The organism is Phytoactinopolyspora alkaliphila (assembly GCF_010550695.1).
GTDB classification, from domain to species: domain Bacteria; phylum Actinomycetota; class Actinomycetes; order Jiangellales; family Jiangellaceae; genus Phytoactinopolyspora; species Phytoactinopolyspora alkaliphila.
Genome location: NZ_JAAGOB010000004.1, coordinates 331,148 through 354,550, shown reverse-complemented (window position 1 = coordinate 354,550; position 23,403 = coordinate 331,148). Strand labels below are relative to the sequence as shown.

Genomic DNA, 23,403 nt, shown 5'->3' with positions numbered 1-23,403 from the left:
AATTGCGGCCAGGTTAAGGCCGCGATTGGTGGCAGACTTGAATTCATGCTGGAAACCTCCGCCCGACTCCTCCGCTTGCTGTCCCTCCTCCAAGCGCGCCGGGAATGGGCCAGCGCGGATCTAGCGGAACGGATGGGTGTAGCAGTCCGGACTGTACGCCGGGACGTGGAACGCCTACGCAGCCTCGGTTATCCGGTGGACTCGACGCCCGGTGTCACCGGCGGGTACCGGCTCGGTGCCGGCGCCGAGATGCCGCCGCTCTTGCTCGACGACGACGAGGTGGTGGCCGTAGCCGTGGGGCTACGCACTGCCGCGGGCGGCAGCATCACCGGCATCGAGGAGACGTCCGTCCGTGCCCTCGCCAAACTCCAGCAGGTCCTGCCGAGCCGGCTGCGTCACCGGGTCTCCACGCTCCTGTCGTCCACGGTCCCTGCGCTGGAGTCGGGTCCTACCGTCGACACAGACGTGCTCATGGCCATCGCCGTGGCTTGTCGCGACCACGAGCAGTTGCGGTTCGATTACCGCGGGCACGACGGCACCGAGAGTGTGCGCAAGGTGGAGCCACACCGCCTGGTGCATCGGGGACGTCGTTGGTACCTGGTGGCGTGGGACGTTGAGCGGATGGATTGGCGGACGTTCCGGGCCGACCGGATGACGCCGCGCATCCCCACCGGCCCTCGTTTCACCCCGCGTGAATTGCCCGGCGGCGACGTGGCTGCCTTCGTGGCGAGCGGCGTGGACACGGCCACCTGGCAGGCGCGTGCCCAGGTACGGCTGCACATGCCGGCTGACGACGCGTCCCGACGGCTGCCCTCGGTGGTGAAGGTCGAGGCAGTGGACGAGAACAGCTGCATCATCAGCGCCGGGTCCGACTCCTTCACCATGCTCGCCGTCTACGTGTCGATGCTCGACGTCGACTTCGACGTGATCGAGCCGCCCGAGTTCGCCGACCACCTGCGGCGGCAAGCCGATCGCTATCTCCGTGCCGCTGGCGGCTAGGGAGAGCCGGGGTCTTGTGCACACCAGCGGCTCGCGTATCGACGTAACTCGCTCAGCCGGGAGTCGTGATCATTAAGGGACGCCACGAGTGCCAGGAATATTCGTGCCTGGCCAGGATCGACGCCTGTGAGCAGCACCGCACCCGCGTCGACGAGGTCACGTCCGCCGCCGTTTCGGTAGATGGGAGCCAGTGGCCCCTGCAAAGTTCGGCTCGACACCCCGATCGGCAACCCTCGGGCCACAGCTCTCTCCACCGCACGGGCCAGCGGCGTTGTCACGTTGCCCAATCCGGTGCCGACTATCAGGACGGCGTCCGCCCCAGCCGCCACGACAAGATCCAACAGTTGCCCATCCGCTCCCACGTGGCTGGTGACGACCGGCACCGACATGTGGTCGAACACCGGAGTGGGCGCTGGCAGCGGATCCGGACGACGGATCGGAAAGCCAAGCGACACGAGTCCGGGAACCGATAGGTCACGTCCCCCGCCATGCGAGGCAGCGGGCTCGTCGAGCACCCTCAGAAAGGCCGACAGTGACGCGGTGTGAGCCTTTGTCGTCCCCCAAGCAGGAAGCACCCGTTTCCCGAACACCACCAGTGGCCCGAGTCCCTGGGCGGACGGGTGCGCGGCCACCCGGATGGCATCGGCAAGGTTGCGCGGGCCGTCCGGCTCTGCATGATCGGGTGGCCGTTGTGCGCCGGTCACAACTACCGGCCTTCGGTCTGCATGAATGAGGGCCTGCAGCGCCGCTGTCTCGGCGAGAGTATCCGTTCCGTGAGCCACCACTACGCCGGCAACGTCTGGGGAGGAAAGGGCATCGGCGGCTGACTCGGTGATCTGCCGTATGTCGCGATGCGTCATATCGAAGGAGTTGCGGTGCGTCACTGATCGGACGTCGACGTGACCGATGTCGTCAACAACCGGCGCAGCAAGGCTGGAACTGGTGGCAACGCCATAGCCACCTTGAGGCAGCAGCCGAGAAGCAATGGTGCCGCCCGTCGTCAAGAGCACTACTCGTCTCATGAGTGCGTTTCCGCCAGGACGGCGTGGCTGGCACGTGCCAACACCTCCAACGCGGGCGCAAGTGCATCTTCGTTCAGGTCGAACGCCGGATGGTGGTGATCTATCGCGCCGGTACGCGGAGCCGAACCGACACGGAAATAGCACGCAGGAGCACGTTCGGCATACCTTGCGAAATCGTCGCACCCGGTTGTCGGGGTTCCGGGGACCACCTGGCGCACAAATGTCGAGCTCTCAGCGGCTGCACGCACCATGTTTGTTACTCCAGGATCGCAGACGAGTGCCGGACAGTCCGGTCCCCATATAACCGACGCACGGGCACGCCGCCGGTTGCCAACCCACTTCACGATCTGTTCGAGCTGGTGCCTGCTGTGGGCTTCACCGTCGGGCCGCAAGGAGCGCAACGTGCCGCTGATGGTGACTGCCTCCGGGACGATATTCGGCATGTCAGCCGCGCGAAGGACGGCGACCGATGCTCGCTGGCCATCCCACGTCGCGGACAGCTGCTCGATCGCAAGCACGCACTCGGAAGCCGAAGCGACCGCGTCGACCGCCGTCCCAAACCCGGCGTGCCCCGCGTCCCCCATCATCTCGATAGTGAACTGGTGACACGAGGCAAACTGAACGCCGTCTCCTACGGCAAGAAAACCGACCGGGATCGTGGAGTCCAGATGCAGCCCCAGGGCGATATCGGCGCCGTCGCTCACCCCCGTGGCGATCACGGCTGCGGCTCCCTCGTCGGTCTCTTCCGCGGGCTGGAAGATGGCGACCACCTCTCCGTGCCAGCTCGGAGCCGTATGAGAAAGCAACCGCAGCACACCGAGCAACACGGCCACATGACCGTCGTGCCCACACGCGTGCATCACACCTGGAATCACCGAACGATGTGGCCGGCCGTCGTCAACCTCGGTAATCGGCAACGCGTCCATATCAGCGCGTAACAACAGCCGGGGACCGGGACCGGGCCCCGCCCGCCCTGCCAGCCGCGCCACCACGCCGGTGCCCGCGACACCCATCTGGTAGGGAACGCCGATATCGTCGAGTTCGGCCGAGACGAGCGCTGCCGTCTCATACTCGCGGAAGGCGAGTTCAGGGCGGGCATGGAGCTGGCGACGTAGCGCTACGGTCCGATCGACCACAGCTTCTACCAGGCGTGTGACGTTGTGCATGGCCTCTCTCACAGCTCGATGATGCTGCGGACGGCAGCTGGCGAGATCAGGTCAAGGCCGCTGTCGGTGATCACGCATGTCTCTTCGACCACGAAGTTCAAGCCGTCATGCCTGACACATGGCTCGAGGCACACAGTGTTGTCCGGCTGGAACGTGGTTGGGTCGTCCGGGTGCAAGGAAGGCGGTTCCGGAACGTGCAGCCCGATACCGTGTCCGAAGCGACCGAAACCGACCTCAGTTGGTTCCACCCTCATCGCTCGTCGCATTGCTTCGCCGACAACAGCAGCCGATTCCCCCGCAGCGACGAGCTCCCGTGCCGCGTCAAGTCCCGCGACCGCCCGGGCGTAGCCTTCGCGCTCGCTTGGGCTGGGCCGACGAGCTGCGTAGATCCGGCAGAAGTCCGCCCAGTAGCCATCGATGATGGGTGCCCCGTCGAGGTACAGCAAGTCGCCGGGGTGCCACACCGCGTCCGTTGGGCCGCCGAAGAGGCCGTGATGGACCCGAGCCACGGATCCGTGCGGCCCGACCTCGTGCGCCCCCAGCTCAAGTTGGGCGATGCTGAACTCTCGTGAGATTTCCCGCTCGGTCATCCCTGGGCGAATTCGGTCGGGCATGACGTCGAAGACCCGGCTCAGTACCCCGGCGGTATGCCGCATCCGTGCTTGCTCCCACGCGGATTTGACGCTCCGACATGCCCACACGAGGGCCGAAGCGTCGACGGTGGCGGTGTTGTTGGACGCACGCCGATCTGACAAGGCAGGCATGAGGTCGGTCAGCTGGCCGACGGGGGGCCACGACGCCCGAAATCCATCCACCCCAACCGAGCCCGGAGAATCCGAAATGATCGCATCGAGTACGCGCGCGGCGTGTGGAGCGAACTGGAGGTACCCGTCGGGGAGGCCGGGTCCCGGAGGATCCATCTCCACGTAGGAGTGCACGATCGCGCCCGGCGCGCGAAGCCTGACCGAGTCGACCTCCGTTTCGGCTGCGACCACATGCAGGTCGTCGTGACCGAGAAGTGCGACGATCGGCCGGCTGTGCATTCGAAAAGTAGTGCTCACATAGCCGGACAGGTAGGTGACTGACTCGTCGCGGACTGCGAGGAGCCACGTCAATTCCCGGCTGTCCATCTGCCCACGCAAACGGCTCCAGCGCGTGGGCAAGTCCTCGGCCAGCCCTGCGGGGGCCAGGCTACCCGGCCCAGGTTCGTGTCGATTCTCAGACATTCTGGGCCTCCTGCGGGTAGGTCGGCGCGTCCGTCGCCGGTGCGGGTCGGCCATCGGTGGCCAGAATGAGGACTGAAGGTTGCTCTGGCAGCCCGAGCACAGCCCGGCGTGCTGGGTGTTTCAGCAGTGCATCTGCTGCGGCCAGCGCCGCCCCGGAACATGGGCCTACGTGCAATTTCATCTGTTCCGCCAATACGCTCCCAGCCACACCCTCGTCGTCGTCGAGAGCGACGACTGCGTCAAGGCCGGCCCGTAGTGACGGCCAAGCAACCATCGACGTCGTGCCACAGTTGAGGCCGGAGAGCCGGGATTCGAGTGGCCCGGTCAGCGAGACGATGCGGTCCGCGGAGATGGCTGCCATGACGCACGCGGCGGCGGACGGCTCGACGCCGACCACGACAGGATCGCTCCCGATCCTAGCGAAGTGGTCGATCACCGCCGACGCCAAAGCACCAACGCCGAGCGGAACGACCACTAGATCCGGCACGGGAGCGCTGGTCGACGTCAGTTGCTCAGAGCACTCGCGCAGGATTGTGCTGTAGCCCACCGCCACGGCCTGTGGCACGTCTTCATAACCTGACCAGGACGTGTCCGAGACGAGAACTCGGTCCTCAGTCACAGCGGCCGCTGACGCCGCAACGGCGTCGTCGTATGTGCCTGGAACCACAATCACCTCAGCGCCCTGCGCGCAGATCCGGCTCCGGACATGGTCTGGAACCTCGTTGGAGACGAAGACTCGGCAGTCAAGCTCCAACAAGCGGGCTAGGTAGGCCAGCGCTTCACCGTGGTTGCCCTCGCTGGCGGCTAGCAGTGACACGCCCGTCAGCCGGCCTTTCAGAGCCGGTAAGCCGGCATCGGGTGCCCAGTCGGCGGGTAGATGGTCGCGAAGCGCCCTTACCAGGGCCCACGACGCACCGACAACTTTGAACGACGGGAGTCCCCAGCGGTCGTTCTCGATTTTCACCGCTACCTGGCGGGCGCACCATCGCTGGACCAGTCCGGGAAAGTCTGTGCGCAGGAGAGTTGGCCGGTAGCCGGGCAGCGACTGGTGCAGTTCAGCCACGCCGTTCGGTAGTGGCGCTGGCTCCCACCGTCGCGTGCGCGGCGCGACAAGCAGCCTCATGAACTTTCCCCATGTCGATCAGCGCCGCGGTCGATCCAGACGCCGTCGGCTGGTTCCCAGCACACGCGTAACCGAGAACCGATAGGCCTTGTCTGGCCAGCACCGGAGTTCTCCCGAACGACGATTCGTCTATCGCCACCGACGTCCAAAGCCACCATCCGGGTGGCTCCGAGGTATCGCTCCTCGATGACCACGCCAACTAAGCAGTTCGTGCCGCTACGCGGTGTGGCCTCCAGTTCCGTCAGGCGCATCCGCTCGGGCCGGACTACCACTGTTGCCGGTCCGGCAACTGCCGCGTCACCGCGACCAGCATCAGCTGGTCCGCATCGAACCTCTGTTCCATCGGGGAGTCGTAGATTGCCGTCGCGGGTGAAGGTGCCGACGAGGATGTTCGAGTCCCCCAGGAAGCTGGCGACGAACGACGTCTCCGGCTGCTCATACATATCGCTTGGACTGCTGAGCTGCTCGATGCGTCCGTCTCGAAACACCGCGATACGGTCCGAGAGACAAAGCGCCTCGTCTTGGTCATGCGTGACATAGATCACGGTGGAACCGACATGCCGATGGATCGCGGCGATCTCCGATTGCAGGGAGTCCCGCAACCGCCGGTCCAAAGCACCGAGCGGCTCGTCCATGAGCAGCAACGGGGGTCGGTGCACGATAGCTCGAGCCAACGCCACTCGCTGCTGCTGGCCTCCGCTGAGTTCCGCCGGACGACGGTCCCAAAGGTGGCCTAATTCCACCATCTCCAGTGCTGCATCTACCTGGGATCGCCGTTGGCTGGCCTTGACGCGTCGCTGTCGCAGCGGGTAGCCGACGTTGTCGCGAACCGACATGGTCGGAAACAGGGCATAGTTCTGGAAAACCATGCCGATGTTGCGGCGGTTCGCCGGCAAGCTGCTGACATCTCGCCCGTCGAACATGATTCGGCCGCTGTCGGGTGCAAGGAATCCGGCAATCATGTTCAAGGTGGTGGTCTTGCCAGATCCGGATGGTCCGAGCAGGGTCATGAACTCACCGGGCTTGACGGTGAGATCGACGTTGTCGACCGCGATGGCCGAGCCGAAGGATCGGGTCAGCCCGGTCAATCGGAGTTCGACTCCGCCGTGCGACGTTTGTGGTCGCGTGGCAGTGCGCCACCTCGTTCGCGACTTGAGCGAAGTTTGGTCAGCCACTTCTTGCTCCCTTTCTCGATAGGGCCATCGCGAGCAGAACCACGACGGTGCTGCTGGCGAGGACGAGAACGGACGCCGCCGCGACCGTGGGGTCGACGCTTTGCGTGACGGAGTTGAACATCAGCACCGGAAGCGTGGGTTGCCGTGGAGACGACAGGAAGATCGCCATGACGACCTCGTCGAAGGACCAGATGAAGGCGAAAAGGGCACCCGCCAGTACGCCGGGGGCGATCATCGGCAGAGTCACTTGATAGAACCTCGCCACCGCGCCTGCTCCCAGGCTGGACGCAGCTCGATCCAGGCTGCGGTCATACCTGCTCAAGGCAGCTGACACCGGGTGCACGACCAACGGCAGCGCGGTGACTGCGTGAGCGAGAACCAGGCCCTGCGTCGTGCCCGCCAGCCCCCATCTAAGGAACGCGAAATAAATGCCAATTCCCAGGAGGATCACGGGGATCACAATCGGAGTAGCAATGCTCGCGTCGAGCACCCGCCGGAACTTTCCCGTCACTCGCTCGAGAGCAAAGGCGGCCATTGTCCCGAGAACGGTGGCAAGGACGGAGGCCTGCACTGCCACTACCACTGATGTAGTCAGAGCATCGAGCCAACGCGGATCGTCGAAGAAGCGCTGGAACCATTGCAGCGACCAGTCCGACCAGCTCACGGCCAAGCTCCGCCGTGGGTTAAGACTGACTGGAACGATGACAAGTGTAGGCAGCACTAGCCAGAGCCCAATGAGCAGACCCGTCAGTTTCAGAAAGGCCCGGTCAGTCATCGCGCCCCCTTGGGGGTCCTGCCGGGCAGAATTCGCACGATCACTGTCAATGCCACGAGCAAAAGCAGCGTCACAGCGACCAAGAGAACGCCCAGCGCCGATGCCGTGGTGTTATCGCCGACCTGGGTGACATTCATGTAGATCAGCTGTGAGAGCAACGCGTTGCGCGGTGAGCCCAGGAGCTGCGGAGTGATGAAGAATCCCAGGGAGAGGATGAACACCAGCACGGATGCAGCGACAATGCCGGGAAGAGATAGAGGCAAGTACACCTGCCGCCATGCGGCGCGGCGCGAGGCGCCGCATGCTACCGCGGCGTCGACCAGGCGCCGGTCGATCCGTCGCATTGCTGCATAAAGAGGCAGGACAGCAAAGGGAAGCATGACATGTGCCATCCCTATGACGACGCCGGTGACATTGCGGATGAGAGACAGGGACGGCAGACCCAGCGTGGATAGCGTGTTGTTGATCATGCCTTGGTCCTGCAGCAGGACCACCCAGGCCAGAGTACGGATCGTGAAGCTGGTCCAGAAGGGCAACACGACAAGGACGATCAGGACGGCACGCAGCAAAGGCGAGGCGACGGTCAGCAAATAGGCATAGGGGTAACCAAGGACAAGGCAGACGAACGTGACCAAGGCTGCCGTGAGGAGCGTTCGCAACAACACCGCTCGCGTGACATCCGATGCGAGTAGTTCGAGGAAGATATTCCAACCCAATGGTCCGCTCACGCTCTGCTGCAGCAGCACCCACATCGGGTAACCCACCACGAGCAACAGCAGCACCAATGGAGCCGCTAGCAGCAGGCCCGTCGGGCCGTGCCTGCCGCGAAGGGGCGTCAGCCAGCGCGAACCTGACCCGACCGTGGCATCCAGCACGTCTGTCATCCCCCGAACTGCGACTGCCACGTGTTGGCCACTGAGTCTGCGTTCTCCGCCCACCATCGCTGGTCCTGGACGTGGTTGCCTGCGACCATCGCCGGGTTCGTTTCCGGGAGGAACGGTTCAAGGTCCGCAGGCAGATCGGAAAGCTCGGCGTGTGCCGCAGCCGGCGAGTATGGGATCACTTTGGTCAGCTCGGCCTGACGCTGCGCTTGCATCATGAAGGCGACGAGCTCCATCCGCACCTCGGGATTCTCAACTCCTACCGGCACCACCAGAGCGTCGTAGATCAGGAAGGAGTCGCCTTCCCCGCCCGCGAACGATGCGTCCTGTTGCGAGACTCCCGCATACGCCCGGCCGTTCCAGGCCATGATGATGTCAACCTCGCCAGTGGCCATCTGGGTTTCCGAGTCCGAACCCGCCTCCCAGAAGAGAAGGTCATCCTCGATCGTCTCGATCTTGGCGAAAGCACGCTCGACATCAAGCGGGTAAAGTTCCTCCGGCGCGACACCGTCGGCGATCAAGGCGCATTCAATAAGCGGGTTCGGAACCGCTGCGGATCTGACTGACCGGCTGCCTGGAAAGGTCGTCGTGTCGAAGAACTCCTCGCACGTATCGGGACCGTCCTCACCGTACGTCTCGGTGTTGTAGTAGATAGCCGTCGAGTAGGTGAGCAGCGGCGCGCCGCACTCATCTTGGATGAGCTCCTCCTTGATGCCGGACAGATCCACGATCTCCAGGTCAAGGGGCTGCAACAAGATCCCACACTGCTGGACAGACCAATAGCCCTCAGCCGGAATCATGTCGGTTTCGACCCGCCCGGCGTCAACCTGCGTCCGTACCTTCGCGTAGCTCATGGTCGGATCCTCGACCACGGTGACGCCACTCTCCTCCGAGTACGGAGTGAGGAACACCTCGTTCAGGGCGTCACCGTATGTTCCCCCACCGGACATGAACGTAATTGCGTCCTCGCTGGCAGAAGAGCCACAAGCGGCAAGAGCGAGCGAGCCGATGCTGAGCCCCGCAGTTGCGATCGATGTGCGCATTTGCATGTCCAGTGCACCCCTCCACGTGTCGTGGCAATAGTGGTCGCCTTCTTGCAAGTGGGATAACACTATACTAATATATCGGTATGTCAATCACTTCAGCCAAAGGTCTGTTAACGAATCTGCGGCTTCCGGAATCAGGGAGCGGCCAGCTGCTGCGAGAGGCGGTTTACACGACGCTGCGTCGGGCCATGATCGATGGCACTCTTCCTCCTGGAACGCGGCTACGCGACCAGGACATCGCAGAGCAGCTGGACGTCAGCCGAATGCCGGTGCGGGAAGCAGTGCGCAGACTGTCCGACGAGGGACTGGTGGTAGCCGAAGCCAGCCGCTGGACCAAGGTGGCGCCGATCGACTTCGATGCGGCGTCGCGCATCTACCCGATCATCCAGTCCTTGGAGTGCCTGGCACTGGATCTCTCGTCGTCATCAATCGGCCCCGCACACATCGCCACCTTGAAGGAAGCGAACGCAGAGCTGGAGCAAGCGTTGTCGGGCGGGGATCCACTCGCCGCCTCCGCAGCCGACGACCGCTTTCATCAGGTCATTCTCGACGCCGCTGCCAACCGTGAGCTCAAGGCAATCGTCGTCGACATGAAGATGCGGGTCCACCGCGTAGAAGTCGGCTACTTCGGCGGAACTATTACGAGCGGCGAGTCTTGTCGCCAGCACGCCGAGATGATCGAGGCGCTGGAGCGCCACGACCTATCGACAGCCAGGGCCGCTCTCGAAGCCAACTGGTCGGGGAGTATCGAGCGCGCACAACAGCGACGCAGTCACGGCGATGGCCTGCACACTCACGAAAGGAACGCATGATGACCACATCCCTTGGTGCTGATCAGGAAGACGATTGGAACGTCGGCGTCACGGGTGTGACCGGCAAGACCGGCCGGCTTGTCGCTGAGGGTGCCCTGCGGCGAGGCTGGCAGGTACGCAGTCTGACGAGGCGACCCGCGGACGTCGGGGCATGGCACCGCTTCGACTGGGATGAGCCCGAAGGCTGGGACCCGGCACTGCGCGGATGTGACGCGGTCTATGTCATCATCCCGTTCAACCATCCCGGCGCAGCCGAACGTACCCCCGATGTGCTCAAAGCAGCCGCCGAGGCGGGCGCGCGACGGATCGTCCTGCTCAGCTCCCTTGATGCTGAAGGAGCCGCCAGCGACGATCCGCTCGCCGTCGCGGAATCTGCCCTTACCGACCTAGACGTCGAGTGGGCCATCCTGCGGCCCACCTGGTTCCTGGAGAACTTCTCGGTGGGGTCTTTCGGTGCCATGGTGCGAGAAGGAAATCTCCGCCTACCAGCCGGCGAGGGAAAGATCCCGTTCATCTCGATTCGAGACATCGCAGACGTAGGAATCGCGGCTCTTTCTCCGCACGGACCCCGTGGCCGGCTGCCATTGACTGGCCCCGTCGCGCTCACGCACGCCGAAGTCTGTCACGCGTTGACCGACGCCCTGGGTACCTCGATAACATTCACCGACGCGACTCCTGAAGAGTTCGTGGAACTCATGGCTACTCGAGGCTTCTCAGGTGACTACTCGCAGTTCTTGATCGACGCGCTCGGCCAGGTCGAGTCCGGCCAGTTGTTGATCCCGGTCACCGATACTGTGCAGCGTATCCTCGGCCGCCCAGCGACGTCGGTTGAAGAGTTCGCACACGGGATATCCAGCCGGTAAGTTGCCACCTCCGCCCTTCGCGTTGATCACGGGCGGATGTCCCTCATAGCGGGCCGAATAGGTCACTTGCCCGTGATCAACGGGACTTCCGTGATCAACGGGAACGGGCGGGCGTCAACACGCGAAAGGTGCCGGACAAAGGGGCTGAGTCCTGACGAACGAAAAGGGCGGGGTGCCAGCTGATGCCGGAACCCCGCCCTGGTGTTGCGGTGGTACGTGAAGCGAGCTGGACTCAGAAGTCCATGCCGCCCATTCCACCGGTCGGGTCGCCACCAGCGGGGGCAGCGGCCTTCTCCGGCTTGTCGGCCACGACGGCCTCGGTGGTGAGGAACAGACCCGCGATGGACGCGGCGTTCTGCAGCGCCGAGCGAGTCACTTTGGCCGGGTCGGGAACGCCCGCGGCCAGCAGGTCCTCGTACTCGCCCGTGGCGGCGTTGAGGCCATGGCCCTCAGGGAGGCCCTTGACCTTCTCCACCACGACGCCGCCCTCAAGGCCGGCGTTGACGGCGATCTGCTTCAGCGGAGCCTCGACAGCCAGCTTCACGATGCTGGCGCCGGTGGCCTCGTCGCCCTCGAGCTCGAGCTTCTCGAACGCCTTGACCGCGGCCTGCAGCAGAGCCACGCCACCACCGGCGACGATGCCCTCCTCGACGGCAGCCTTCGCGTTGCGAACGGCGTCCTCGATGCGGTGCTTGCGCTCCTTGAGCTCGACCTCGGTGGCCGCGCCCGCTTTGATGACGGCGACGCCGCCAGCGAGCTTGGCGAGGCGCTCCTGCAGCTTCTCACGGTCGTAGTCGCTGTCGGAGTTCTCGATCTCGGCGCGGATCTGGCTGACGCGACCAGCGATCTGGTCGGCGTCGCCGGCACCCTCGACGATGGTCGTCTCGTCCTTGGTCACCACAACCTTGCGGGCCTGGCCCAGCAGGTCGATGGTGGCGTTCTCCAGCTTGAGACCGACGGTCTCGCTGATGACCTGGCCGCCGGTCAGGATCGCGATGTCCTGCAGCATGGCCTTGCGGCGGTCACCGAAGCCAGGCGCCTTCACAGCGACGGACTTGAACGTGCCGCGGATCTTGTTGACGACGAGCGTGGCCAGGGCCTCGCCCTCGACGTCCTCGGAGATGATCAGCAGCGGCTTGCCGCCCTGCATGACCTTCTCCAGCAGCGGCAGCAGATCCTTCACGTTCGAGATCTTGGACTCGACGAGCAGGATGTACGCGTCCTCGAGAACGGCTTCCTGACGCTCGGCGTCGGTCACGAAGTAGCCCGAGGTGTAGCCCTTGTCGAAGCGCATACCCTCGGTGAGCTCAAGCTCGAGGCCGAAGGTGTTGCTCTCCTCGACGGTGATGACACCTTCCTTGCCGACCTTGTCCATCGCCTCGGCGATCAGCTCGCCGATCTGCGAGTCACCAGCGGAGATGGACGCGGTGGCCGCGATCTGCTCCTTGGTCTCGACCGGCTTGGCAGACGCGAGCAGCTGCTCGGACACGGCCTCGACGGCCTGCTCGATGCCGCGCTTCAGCGCAATGGGGTTCGCGCTGGCCGCGACGTTGCGCAGACCCTCGCGGACGAGCGCCTGAGCGAGCACGGTTGCGGTGGTGGTGCCGTCACCGGCGACGTCGTCGGTCTTCTTCGCGACCTCTTTGACGAGCTCGGCCCCGATCTTCTCCCAGGGGTCCTCGAGCTCGATCTCCTTCGCGATGGACACGCCGTCGTTGGTGATGGTGGGCGCGCCCCACTTCTTCTCCAGCACGACGTTGCGGCCCTTGGGGCCGAGGGTGACCTTAACGGCGTCGGCAAGCTGGTTCATGCCGCGCTCTAGGCCACGCCGCGCCTCCTCATCGAAGGCAATCATTTTTGGCATGGGTTGGTCCTCCCGGTTGCGGGTGGATGGCCCGGTACGACGCCCGCGACGGACGGCAACGGATTCCCGGCACCCTTCGCCGGTAACTCCGAAGCCTCGCCGACCCGGCTTCCTGTCACTCTCACCTTAAGAGTGCTAATCCTGTTTTTAGCACTCTGGCCCTGAGAGTGCAAGCCGCGTAGTGCCGTCACCGCTCAGCACACATCGACCGCTCGCACGATCTCCCGCTGAATACCCTCCTGATGCTCGCTGGAACTCCCAGGGGCTAAAGCTTGCCTGCGAGCTCGATCTGCGTACCCTCTTCTGGTGAGCTTTCGCACACTGAGATCTACCCCTCCGCGATCGCGGCTATCCCGGTTGGGCATGGCCTGGCGACTTGCCGTTGCGGCACTCGGGCTCGTCGCGCTCCTGCACGGCACCCTGCGCGATTCCGACGATTTTTTCCCGTTTGGTTCGATGGCCCAGTACGCCACCGGGCATGATCTCAACGGCCAGACCCGCTCGACCTACATCCTGGCCGACACCGAAAGCGGCCAGGAGAAGGTGCGGGTTCCACTGAACGCCACCGGGACGGGCATCGGCCGGGCCGAGGTCGAGGGCCAGCTCGGCAGATTCATCGAGGACCCATCCCTGATGCAGGTCATCGCCGACGCCTACCGCGCGATCCATCCGGAGCGTGACCAGTACACCCATATGTACCTGATGCGCGACATCTACCAACTCGAGAACGGCTACGTCGTGGGTGAACCCGAGCGCGTGAAGCTTGGCGAATGGAAGGTCGTGCGATGACTGCCTCCGTCGAGACCTCGGCGAACCGGCAGTCGCCGACGCGACGCTGGCGCCGCGGACTGGCGCACGTCGCCCGCTGGTGGTTACCCGAGATCCCCTTCGCCCGGGTCGCGATCATGCGGGCGGTCATCTATCTGTTCCTGATCTACGACATCTTCTTCTTCAGAAACGACGTCATCCCGCACGGCTACTCGCCCGAGCTGTACCAGCCGCTGTGGATCGGCCGCGCGCTTCCCCTGCCGGAGCCGTCGGTCGGCCTCGCGCAGACGTTGCAGATCGTGATCGTCGTCGGAGCACTGATCGCCGCGACCGGCCGGCTTCCTCGGCTGGCCGGCTGGACCGTGGCACTCTGCTATTTCGAGTGGCTGATCCTGAGCATGTCGTTTGGCAAGGTCGACCATGATCACCTTGCGCTGGTCATCGCGGCTTTCGTACTGCCCACCATCGGCCGGGCCCGGTTCTCCGATTCAGGCGCCAGCAGAGCCGGCGGATGGGCGTTCCGCTGCATCCAGGTGGCGGTCATCTTCACCTATTTCGGCGCGGCGCTGGCCAAGTGGGTCCGTAACGGGTCACCGTTCATGTGGGGCAACAGCGCGGTGCTGACGTGGGCGTTCATCCGGCGTGGCACCGACATCGCACGCTGGTCGCTGGACTATCCGTGGATGTTGCGCATCGGCCAATGGGTCATGCTGATCGCCGAGTATCTCTCGCCTGTCGTGCTCTTCCTGCGCGGCCGGTGGCTCTACCTGGCAGCGGCGTTCTTCCTCGGCTTCCACCTCGTCACGTACCTGACGCTCGGCATCCACTTCCTGCCGACGGTGATCTGCTGGCTGGCGTTCTTCCCCACCGAAAAGCTGCTTCCGAAGCGCCTCCACGCACCGGCTGTTTAGGGCTCCGCGTTTGCGTCCTGCAACCCGAGCGCCAGGGGCCTCGGTCTGCAGGACGCAACGAGCGCGTCGTTGCAACCTGATTCGCGGCGGTCTTCGTGTAACCGAGTGAGAGTGTCAACCACTGGGACGCGGAGGCAGTTGTGCTGAAGATCGATGAGGCGTCGTATCGGGAGTTCGTCGTCGCCCGTCGTCGAGCGCTGCTGCGCACCGCCTTCCTGCTATGCGGAGACTGGCACCTCGCCGAGGATCTGGTTCAGGAGACGCTCGCCAAGCTGTACGTGTCCTGGCGACGGGTGCAGCGACGGGACGAGATGGACGGCTACGTGCGCAAAGCGCTCGTCAACACCTACATCGACAACCGGCGACGACCGTGGCGGCGCGAGCAGGTCACGGACGGTTCGCTCATCGGTTCCGGAGATCGGGACGACGAGCATCACGACCGTTCCAGCCGGGCACACTCCGGTCCGGCCGGGGATCCCGCCCATATGGGGGATCCAAGTCTGCGGCAACGCCTCGTTGACGTGCTCGCCGACGTGCCTCCCCGGCAGCGAGCGGCCCTGGTGCTGCGGTTCTGGGAAGACCTCTCCGTCGAGCAGGTCGCCGGCCTCATGAACTGCAGTGAGGGGACCGTCAAAAGCCAGACCGCGCGTGGCCTGGAACGCCTCCGTGACCTCCTTGGCACCGATGAGCTCGCCGAGATGAAGGAGCAGCTGTGAACGAGAAGGACCTGCGCGGCCTGTTCGAGGACGCCTTGAGAGGCGAGCCCGACCACATGCGCCCTGTCCATGAGGACGTGGCGCGCGGGCGGGCCCTGCGCGCCCGGAAACTGCGGCAACGAGTGGGCGGCGTCGGTGTCGGTGCGGCCGCACTGGTGGCGGGTGCCCTGGTGGTCCCCGCGTCGCCACTGTCGCTCATCGATGGTGATGGTCCCGACCCGAGCCAGGCCGCGACGATGGCCGACGGAGCGCCGCTCGCTCCGGAGGTGGCGGACGATCCGTTGTTGCGGGGCGTCTGGGACGCCGTCCAGGCGGAACTGCCGGACGATGTCGAGCTCGTGGAGGACTCGTACGTGTACGGATCCCGCTACGGGGGCACCGGCATCTATCTCTCGCTCGAGCGAGACGAGCGGTGGTTCACGCTGACCGTCTCCTTGCAGAATGCCCGCCCTGACCTGGATGAGTTCCGCCCCTGCAGTGAGCCGGACCCCAAGATCTCCGGCTGGACCTACACGGAGTCGTGTGACGAGGGCTACGACGACGAGGGGCGCTGGCGAGTGATAGCCGAGGAAGCACCATCCATCGGCCGAGTGACCGTGCTGGAAGACCCGGAGGCGGCCGCCATGGTCCAACTCAACCAGCCGGACGCAGAGGCTTCGGACCAGTCAACGGACTGGAGCCTCACGGTCGAAGAGACCGACGCGATCGCCGACGCCGTATGGACCGTCGGTTCCGAGCAGAATGAGCGTGACCTAGTCAAAGGCATTGACCTGAGCGGCACCCACGAGACGTGGCCGCAGTTGCATACTGCGCTCGAGGACCAGCTCGGCATGGGCGAGCTCACGCCGGTCACAGCTGACGACGCGACCGGCGGGGAGGCCGTCGATGAGGAGAGCGGCATCGTCGCCAATATCGACAGCCAGGGACAGAGCGGAAGCATCGCAGCTCGCTACGTTACCGAAGACGGCGTTGAGGTTGACCTCATCGTCTGGCAGAAGGACCGCCTGTACGACACGTTCTGCCACGACCGGATCGACAGCTGCCAACTGGTGCCCGGGCTGAGCGTCGCACGCGGCGAGGGCGCACCGGATGGCCTCGTGGGGCCGGGGGCGATGGGACAGCTTGGGGATCGCGCCGGAATGTACATCATGGTCGGGACGGGTGACACGCCTGATCCGGATGATCCCGGCGACAAGGAACTTGAAGAGCTCGATCAGAAGGTCAGCTCGGCGTACAGCGAGCTCTCAGGGCTGGTGCCGTTCCTCGACATCTGACCCGGCCCTATCCTTGCGTCCTGCAGAACGAGCGCCCCAGGCCTCGCTCTGCAGGACGCAACGTCGTTGACGGGCGCCGTCAGGAGGCCGGAGAGAGCTCCGGGATCCGCTTGATGCCGAATCGGGCGCGCAACGCCCGGCGCGCCGCGTGCAGGCCGCACATGCCGTGCACCCCGGGTGCCGGTGGCGTCGCCGACGAGCACAGGTACACACCGGGCACGGGCGTCGCCCATGGATCCCAACGCAACGCCGGCCGGGCGAGCAACTGCCACGTGGTGAGAGCACCGGCTGCGAAATCTCCGCCGATGTAGTTCGCGTTGTGGTGCGGCATCCGGGCGGCGGTAATGGTGCGCCGGGCGACGACGACATCGCCGAAGCCGGGCGCGAACCGCTCGATCTGCGCCTGGACGATGTGCCCGACGTCGACCGTGGAGCCCGACGGCACGTGGGTATAGGTCCACAACGGGCGGAGCCCGCCTACCTCGCGGCGCGGATCGGTCAAAGCCGGATCGGACACGAGCACCAGGGGGCGCTCGGCATGCCTGCCGGACGCGATCTCGGCCTCCGCATGGGCCATCTCCGCCCGGGTCCCGCCGACGTGAATGGTGCTCGCCTGTCCGACCGACGGGTGCTCCCACGGCACCGGCTCGGAGATGACGAAGTCGACCTTGGCGACGCCGTCGCCGTAACGGTAGCGCTCCATCGCCTGGCGGTATCGAGCAGGTAGCCGGTCGCCCAGGACTTGCACGAGATTCCGCGGCGTGGTGTCGAACAGATAAGTTCGCGCCCGCGGAAGGTCGTCCATGGATGTGATCGGGACACCGGCAGTGACCATCACACCGTGCGCCTTCAGATCGTCCACCATCGCGTCGACGATCGCCTGGCTGCCTCCCACCGGCATCGCCCAGCCAGGGGTGTGCGCCAGCGCCGCGAGCATCACAGCTGTCCCCGCGACCGGGAGGCTCGGCTGCCGCCCGATGGCGTGGGTGCCGACTCCCGTGAGCAACGCCGGTGCCCGCTCCTCGGACCACCGGCGGTTCCACAGCCGAGTGCCCTGTTCGAGCACCGCCAGCCCGAGCTGAGCGGCGGACAGCGGATCCTTCGGAATACTGCGGCGGTCAGACAAGGCTGCGTCGACCACACCGGCAACGTGCCGGACGAGCGGGCCGAGTAGCCGCCGCCAGGCACCGCCATCCGCCCCGAGCTCCTCCACGGTCCGGTCGAGGTTCCGGTAGGCGATCCCGGCCCGCCCGCCGTCGAGCGGCTGCGCGTATGACACCTCCGGGAACCGCAGATCGACGCCGCGGGCGCGGAGATCGAAGGAGCGGAAGAACGGCGACGCGGCAGCGAGCGGGTGGATGGCGGAACAGACATCGTGGATCAACCCCGGCGCCATGCCGAGATCGAGCGTCCGAGCACCACCGCCCAGTGTGGCCTGTGCTTCGAAGACTCGCACGTCGAGGCCGGCTCGAGCCATCGTGACGGCGGCGGCCAGGCCGTTCGGGCCTGATCCCACGACCACGACGTCGCACTGATCCGACTGGCTCACGTCTCGCCCTCCGTCATGTTCTCGACCACGGCCATCGTAGGCGCTGGAGGGTCACCGCGAGACCGACTGTTCCGAACATCACCATGCCTTCCCGTGCTCCACCATGCCTGTAGAGGTGGTGAACCACGGGAAGGCATGGTTTACATGATCATTCGGAAGGGGACTGATGCGGGGTGGCGGTGTCCTCGTACAGGAGGAAGCCGTTGGGGCTCACCTTGACGGTCTTGTCCCGGAGCAGGAGCTCACGCAACTCCTCCGGGGTCCGGTTGTTCATCTTGGCGACCCGCTCAAGCTTGTCACCCAGCGAGTCGATCGCTTCCTGCCCGCCCATCGACTCCGGCAAGACGTCACCGACCTGGGACAGCTCGGTGGCCTCCTCTTGGCCGGTGTCGCCGTCAGGGTCGTCCGCCTCTGTCTCCGCGTCGTCGTCGGACCGCGGCTCTTCCGACGAGTCGCTCGCCTCACCGGAGTCGTCCGGTTCGCCGGCAGGAGTCTGCGTCACCACGGTCTCGCCGCGATCCGCCATCCAGCCGATCGCTGCCGCGCCGACCGCCGCGATCACGACGGCCGCCGCGCACACCGCGACGACGACGATCAGTCTCCGACGTTCCGTCATGGACGACACCATCAACCTCCCTGGCACGCTCAGCTTATCGACACTAATCGGACGTCGCGGACGGCCATTCGGTTCCATCCGGGCGGGCCGAGGCAGCAAAACGAAACCGGGGCGTAGAGATGATCGCTCATCTCCACGCCCCGGTAGGTCAACACTAATGACCTAGAGGTTCAGCACCTCATCGTGTCACACGGTGGCCCGGCGGGTCCTGGCGTACAGGAGACCACCGAGAGCCAGCAGCACGACGCCGGCGGTCAGGCCGACCAGGCTGGACGAACCGGTGTCCGGAAGGTCGTCACCGTCCTCGTCGCCTTCCTCGGTGCCGCCCTCGTCACCGTTCTCGTCGCCGCCCTCGTCGCCGTTGTCGTCGCCGTCTTCCTCGACGTTCACGGAGAAGTTGACGGGTCCGGCAGCCGGGGAGGTCGCACCGTTGATCTCCTGGACGGCCTCGACGGAGCAGTCACCGTTGGGCAGGCCCTCCTCGGGCTTGACCGACCAGTTGCCGTCCTCGTCCACCTCGGTCTCGACGGTCTGCGCGGCGTCGCCGCACGTGATCGTCACGGTGACCGTGGCACCGGCAACACCGGTACCGGAGAAGGTCGGCATAGCCGTGGTGGCGGTGTCGCCCTCGGCCGGCCGCTCGATGACCGGAGCGCCGAGCGGAACGACGACGGTCACCTCGTCGGTCTCGGGAACCGTGATGGTGCCCACCGCCTGCTGTGCCGTGATGGTCGACTCGCCGTACGGCAGGTCGTTCTCCAGCGTGGTGGTCCAGGCGCCCTCGGCGTCGACCGTGGCCGAACCGACGGTGTCGCCATCGATGCTCAGCGCCACCTCGGCCTCCGGCTCGGCGGTACCGGTGACCACCAGGTTGGCGGCCTCGACCTCAGCACCGTCCTCCGGCGCCGTGATGACCACAGGCGCGGCCTCGAACGGCTCGGCCGTTCCGGTCAGCTCGTAGAACCCGAGGCTGCCGTAAGCGGTGTAGCCAGAACCGTTGGAGGGCGTGTTGTTCGCCGGGTCACCCTGGCCGCGGCCCTCGACACTGATGTAGTACGCGCCAGCCTCGAGGTCCTCGGACAGCGAGGCCTCCAGGCCGTCGGCCTCCGGGCCGAGCAGCGGCGAGCTGGTCTCCTCCTCGCCCTCGGCGATGACGTTGCCGTCAGCGTCGAGCAGCGAGATCTTGAGGTCCAGGTTGGAGCCGTTGCCGGCCGGGGCCACCTCGGCGGTGAAGGGTCCACCGTTGGTGACCAGAGCGAAAACGTCCGCGTCGTTTGAGTTCACGATGGCACCCTCGGCGGTGAACTCACCGGTCGAGTTGTCCAGCGACGTCGCGTCGCCGGTGTCGTCACCGTGCGGGTCGGAAGCGTACGACGTGCGGTCGACGAACTCCCATTGCGCGTCCAGCTGAGCGCCGGTGTGGGCGGACTCGTCCTCGGCGCACCGGTTGTTCACCGGCTCGTAGAACGTGTCACCCTGCTGCGGGTCACCGTCGGTGGCGATCCGACCGTCGCGGTAGTAGCAGACCCCACCGGTGAACCGGTCGCCGTTCTGGTCGTACAGGAAGAGGAAGAAGTCGGCCGCGCCACCGTCGGTCATGACGGCGAGGTCGTCCTGGTCCGGGTTGGTCGCGTTGGCGTAACCGCCGTCGGACCACTGGCTCAGCGGGACGTCATAGGGGGCGCCCATGATCGGCCCCCACAGCGCGCTCGGGTCAGCCGGGGTGTCGTAGTAGTACTCGTCGCCGGCGATGCCGTGGTGCTCGAGGCCCAGGTTGTGGCCGACCTCGTGCGAGCCGGCGTCGGCGATGTAGGCGGGGTTGTTGGCGAGGTTGTCCGCCATCACCAGCGCTGGGCTGAGGTGCTGCGAGCCGAACCCGCCGACCCAGGCCAGGCCACCGTAGCCCTGCATGCCAGCCGGCAGGTCACTGCTGTCAGGGATGACCAACAGGTGCGAGCCGTACTGGTTGTCGTCGTTCGAGGTCTTCCACAACGCGTCGGCACCGGGGTCGGTGATGGTGACGTTGACGTCGAACGGAGCGTAATCCTGCGCGATCCGCTCCCACACGGCCTGCTTGAACTCGTCGTTGACGTTGTACGCGTCGATCTCGATGCTCGCGACGTCGTACCTGGCGTTCCACTCCGTGCCGGAGATGGTGTGCCCGTCGAAGTCGATGAAGATGGTGTGCGAGGCGCCTGGGCGAGAACCGGCGACGGGATCGCCAGGCACGTCCGCGGCACCAAGCTCAGGGGCATCGGCGGCGTCGGCGGGGTCCCACTCGTCAAGCAAGGCGACAAAGCCGCCCGGCGAGACGGTCGCCTCGTTGTTCTGCAGAAGCGACGTCAGGCGGTTCACCGTCATGCCGGCCCGCTGGGCCACCACGTCGAGGCTGTCGGTATCGGTCAGCTGACCCAGCGCCTCGACACCGCTGGACAGCGGCTCCACCAGCGTGGACAGGAGGTTGAACTCCGAGCCCTCGAGCTCGGTCGAGTCAGGTTTGGTTTCGAGTGCGACGGCAGGCAAGGCGACCGTGGACAGGGCCAGCGCACCGGCACCTGTCGCGGCCACAGCGGCTGCCAGCCGTCTGCGGTGAGTGTGTCTCACGTGTTATCTCCCGGGTGTACTTCGTAAGGAAGGACCAGCGAATCTTGCTACTAGTCGCCGAGGGGACGCTAGCAGATTTTTCCGCATGGTCCATCCCCCGTTCGGAGAATCACGTCATCATTTTGTGATCTTCACGCCTTTCGACACTCAACGTCACACATGTTCACGGACAGTTATGACTCTGCCGACGCGGGCACCGGCTCGCGCACGTTAAGCTCGAGCCATGCATCGCAAGGCGCGGCGGGGTCGCCGCAGGGCTCCAAAACGCAGTCCACTGGCTGCGGTGGCCGGCGCACTGGGTGAGCTGATGCTCACGGCCGGCGCCGTGGTCCTTCTGTTCGTCGTCTACACCCTCTGGGGTACCGGCCTGCAGACCGCGGCTGCGCAGAACGATCTGCGCAGCCAGTTCGAGCTGCAGATCGAGACGGAGGTCGACGAGCCCGAAGCCGTGTACGAGGGCCTGGAACTCGGTGACGCCTACGGAATCCTGCGAATCGAGCGATTCGGTGAGAACTGGGAGAAGATCGTCGTCGAAGGTGTCGAGGACGCCGACCTGAAGAACGGACCGGGCCACTACCCGGACAGCGCCAACCCGGGCGAGCTCGGCAACTTCTCCATCGCGGCGCACCGCTCCGGACATGGCGAGCCGTTCGCCAAGTTCCCTGAACTCCGTGAGGGCGACATCGTCGAGATCGAGACAGCGAAGGGCATCTACCGATACCGCCTCGACAACGCCCCGAACGGTGATCCGGACGGCAACCGGATCGACATCCGCGACAGCTGGGTGGTCAAGCCGGTGCCTGACAAGGACGGTCCGCGCGATGCGGAGCCGACCGAGGCTCGGCTGACGCTCACCACCTGCTGGCCGCGCTGGGGCTCCAGCCATCGCATGTATGCGTCCGGCGTCCTGGTCAGCGCCGAGGAGCGGTAGGCGGACGATGTACGCGTGGGTATGGCGACGCCTGCCCGGCCCCTGGCCGGCTCGCCTGGCGATCTATCTGATCGTGGTTACGGCGATCGTGGCCGGGCTGTTCTTCTGGGCCTTCCCTTGGGTAGAGGAGACGTTCGACATCAACCGTGTAACGGTCGGCTGACCCGGCTCACGCCCTTGGATCAGATGACGTAGTCACGGTGCTTCGACGTGGTTGGTCACCTGACACGCTCACAGATCGTGTGCGGTGGTGTGCTAGCGCAGAGCCGCACCAACGAGACGGAAGCTGACAACGGTGGCCGCTCCGTCTAGGAATCGACCGACTGCCGGTGAGGATCGGATGCCGACGACGTGGGACCAGCCGAGTGAATTCCGACCGCCTCGAGCCTGCATTCCTCACACGGCCCATCCCACGGCCACCCTGCCAGCCAAACCACCGGCTGATATTCACACAAGGATAACCACGACCACGTCCCCACCGGTCAGACTCGCACGGTGATCACCACGAGTGCGCCACCAGCACACGTGCCGTAGTCAACGCTCACAGTCATCCACGGGAACATCGATCGATGTTTCACACCCGGCGGCCCTTTGGATCAGATGACCCAACGCCCATTCCTTCGCGTCCTTTGCCACCTGATCACTTCGTATCCACATCGTGGAGGCGATCAGGTGTCGTACCGGCTACGCCCATCGCAACAAGGTCACCTGATCGTCTTTCGCCAAGCGATCAGGCGACACATCGACGATCAGGTGACGAACTGCGGTGGTGGCGAACGGAGGTGGTGGTTCGGCTAGCAGCCGCCGGCGACCGCGGGGATGATCGAGATCTTGGCGCCGGAGGGCGTCGGGGTCTGCAGGCCGGAGTCGAACCGGACGTCGTCGTCGTTGACGTAGACGTTCACGAATCGGCGGATCTCCCCGGTGTCGTCGAGGATCCGCGCACCGATGCCGGGGTAGGCGGCGTCCAGCGCCTTCACCACGTCCCCGAGGGTGGCTCCCTCGTCGACGTCCACGCTCACGTCCGACTCGCCCTTCGTGTAGGTGCGCAGGATGGTGGGGACTCGTACAGCAACGCTCAT

The 23,403-nt window shown here is 65.4% G+C and carries 22 protein-coding genes; 9 read left to right on the top strand and 13 right to left on the bottom strand.

The features are described from left to right. The first annotated feature begins 45 nt into the window (after positions 1–45). Complete coding sequence (locus G1H11_RS09840; RefSeq protein ID WP_163818368.1) at positions 46–999, top strand: helix-turn-helix transcriptional regulator; 954 nt, start codon at positions 46–48, stop codon at positions 997–999. Here G1H11_RS09840 and G1H11_RS09835 read toward each other — a convergent pair. From G1H11_RS09835 to G1H11_RS09800, 8 genes are read right to left on the bottom strand one after another with little or no spacing between them, the layout of a single operon-like run. Further along, positions 996–2,021 (bottom strand): asparaginase, encoded by a 1,026-nt coding sequence (locus G1H11_RS09835; RefSeq protein ID WP_163818367.1) that lies wholly within the window; start codon positions 2,019–2,021, stop codon positions 996–998. The genes G1H11_RS09840 and G1H11_RS09835 overlap by 4 nt on opposite strands. Then, positions 2,018–3,199, bottom strand: a complete 1,182-nt coding sequence (locus G1H11_RS09830; RefSeq protein WP_163818366.1) for an amidohydrolase — start codon at positions 3,197–3,199, stop codon at positions 2,018–2,020. The genes G1H11_RS09835 and G1H11_RS09830 overlap by 4 nt, the downstream gene beginning before the upstream one ends. Beyond that, entirely contained in the window at positions 3,196–4,413 is a 1,218-nt protein-coding gene (locus G1H11_RS09825) for a M24 family metallopeptidase (protein ID WP_163818365.1), read from the bottom strand. The genes G1H11_RS09830 and G1H11_RS09825 overlap by 4 nt, the downstream gene beginning before the upstream one ends. Then, on the bottom strand, positions 4,406–5,476 hold the full coding sequence (locus tag G1H11_RS09820) for a pyridoxal-phosphate dependent enzyme (RefSeq protein ID WP_163818364.1): 1,071 nt from the start codon (positions 5,474–5,476) through the stop codon (positions 4,406–4,408). The genes G1H11_RS09825 and G1H11_RS09820 overlap by 8 nt, the downstream gene beginning before the upstream one ends. 56 nt (positions 5,477–5,532) lie before the next feature. Next, a complete protein-coding gene (locus G1H11_RS09815) occupies positions 5,533–6,711 on the bottom strand; it encodes an ABC transporter ATP-binding protein (protein ID WP_425501200.1) in 1,179 nt (392 codons plus the stop codon). Continuing rightward, positions 6,704–7,486 carry an ABC transporter permease gene (locus G1H11_RS09810; RefSeq protein ID WP_163818362.1) on the bottom strand — a complete coding sequence of 261 codons (783 nt, stop codon included), beginning with the start codon at positions 7,484–7,486 and terminating at the stop codon, positions 6,704–6,706. The genes G1H11_RS09815 and G1H11_RS09810 overlap by 8 nt, the downstream gene beginning before the upstream one ends. Beyond that, the gene (locus tag G1H11_RS09805; RefSeq protein WP_163818361.1) at positions 7,483–8,370 is read right to left on the bottom strand and encodes an ABC transporter permease; all 888 of its coding nucleotides are present in this window, start codon (positions 8,368–8,370) and stop codon (positions 7,483–7,485) included. The genes G1H11_RS09810 and G1H11_RS09805 overlap by 4 nt, the downstream gene beginning before the upstream one ends. Beyond that, positions 8,367–9,416, bottom strand: a complete 1,050-nt coding sequence (locus G1H11_RS09800) for an extracellular solute-binding protein (protein ID WP_163818360.1) — start codon at positions 9,414–9,416, stop codon at positions 8,367–8,369. Before G1H11_RS09800 ends, G1H11_RS09805 begins: the two co-directional genes overlap by 4 nt. Before the next feature lie 80 nt (positions 9,417–9,496). Here G1H11_RS09800 and G1H11_RS09795 point away from each other — a divergent pair, with 80 nt between their 5' ends. After that, entirely contained in the window at positions 9,497–10,225 is a 729-nt protein-coding gene (locus tag G1H11_RS09795; RefSeq protein ID WP_281352305.1) for a GntR family transcriptional regulator, read from the top strand. Beyond that, on the top strand, positions 10,225–11,088 hold the full coding sequence (locus G1H11_RS09790; protein WP_163818358.1) for an NAD(P)H-binding protein: 864 nt from the start codon (positions 10,225–10,227) through the stop codon (positions 11,086–11,088). Before G1H11_RS09795 ends, G1H11_RS09790 begins: the two co-directional genes overlap by 1 nt. Positions 11,089–11,320: 232 nt before the next feature. Here the strand turns inward: G1H11_RS09790 and groL are convergent, their stop codons facing one another. After that, on the bottom strand, positions 11,321–12,952 hold the full coding sequence (groL, locus tag G1H11_RS09785; RefSeq protein ID WP_163818357.1) for a chaperonin GroEL: 1,632 nt from the start codon (positions 12,950–12,952) through the stop codon (positions 11,321–11,323). A gap of 357 nt (positions 12,953–13,309) precedes the next feature. On the opposite strand from groL, the gene G1H11_RS09780 reads away from it, so the two are divergent. From G1H11_RS09780 to G1H11_RS09765, 4 genes are all read left to right on the top strand, one after another. After that, positions 13,310–13,741, top strand: a complete 432-nt coding sequence (locus G1H11_RS09780) for a hypothetical protein (protein WP_163818356.1) — start codon at positions 13,310–13,312, stop codon at positions 13,739–13,741. Then, positions 13,738–14,631, top strand: a complete 894-nt coding sequence (locus G1H11_RS09775) for a hypothetical protein (RefSeq protein ID WP_216843616.1) — start codon at positions 13,738–13,740, stop codon at positions 14,629–14,631. Before G1H11_RS09780 ends, G1H11_RS09775 begins: the two co-directional genes overlap by 4 nt. Before the next feature lie 140 nt (positions 14,632–14,771). Next, positions 14,772–15,347 carry a SigE family RNA polymerase sigma factor gene (locus G1H11_RS09770; RefSeq protein ID WP_163818355.1) on the top strand — a complete coding sequence of 192 codons (576 nt, stop codon included), beginning with the start codon at positions 14,772–14,774 and terminating at the stop codon, positions 15,345–15,347. Continuing rightward, the gene (locus tag G1H11_RS09765) at positions 15,344–16,621 is read left to right on the top strand and encodes a hypothetical protein (RefSeq protein ID WP_163818354.1); all 1,278 of its coding nucleotides are present in this window, start codon (positions 15,344–15,346) and stop codon (positions 16,619–16,621) included. The genes G1H11_RS09770 and G1H11_RS09765 overlap by 4 nt, the downstream gene beginning before the upstream one ends. A 79-nt stretch (positions 16,622–16,700) precedes the next feature. Here G1H11_RS09765 and G1H11_RS09760 read toward each other — a convergent pair whose 3' ends face one another. From G1H11_RS09760 to G1H11_RS09750, 3 genes are all read right to left on the bottom strand, one after another. Then, on the bottom strand, positions 16,701–18,170 hold the full coding sequence (locus G1H11_RS09760; protein WP_163818353.1) for an NAD(P)-binding protein: 1,470 nt from the start codon (positions 18,168–18,170) through the stop codon (positions 16,701–16,703). Positions 18,171–18,318: 148 nt separating this feature from the next. Continuing rightward, entirely contained in the window at positions 18,319–18,786 is a 468-nt protein-coding gene (locus tag G1H11_RS09755; RefSeq protein WP_163818352.1) for a hypothetical protein, read from the bottom strand. A gap of 186 nt (positions 18,787–18,972) precedes the next feature. Then, the gene (locus G1H11_RS09750) at positions 18,973–21,390 is read right to left on the bottom strand and encodes an Ig-like domain-containing protein (RefSeq protein WP_163818351.1); all 2,418 of its coding nucleotides are present in this window, start codon (positions 21,388–21,390) and stop codon (positions 18,973–18,975) included. A 283-nt stretch (positions 21,391–21,673) separates the two neighbouring features. Between G1H11_RS09750 and G1H11_RS09745 the strand changes: the two genes are divergently transcribed. Both G1H11_RS09745 and G1H11_RS24995 read left to right on the top strand, forming a co-directional pair. Then, positions 21,674–22,321, top strand: coding sequence for a class E sortase (locus G1H11_RS09745; RefSeq protein WP_163818350.1), 648 nt, complete (start codon positions 21,674–21,676; stop codon positions 22,319–22,321). Between the two features lie 7 nt (positions 22,322–22,328). Continuing rightward, on the top strand, positions 22,329–22,484 hold the full coding sequence (locus G1H11_RS24995) for a hypothetical protein (RefSeq protein ID WP_174257515.1): 156 nt from the start codon (positions 22,329–22,331) through the stop codon (positions 22,482–22,484). A 631-nt stretch (positions 22,485–23,115) separates the two neighbouring features. Here G1H11_RS24995 and G1H11_RS09740 read toward each other — a convergent pair. Beyond that, positions 23,116–23,403 (bottom strand): ubiquitin-like small modifier protein 1, encoded by a 288-nt coding sequence (locus G1H11_RS09740; RefSeq protein WP_163818349.1) that lies wholly within the window; start codon positions 23,401–23,403, stop codon positions 23,116–23,118.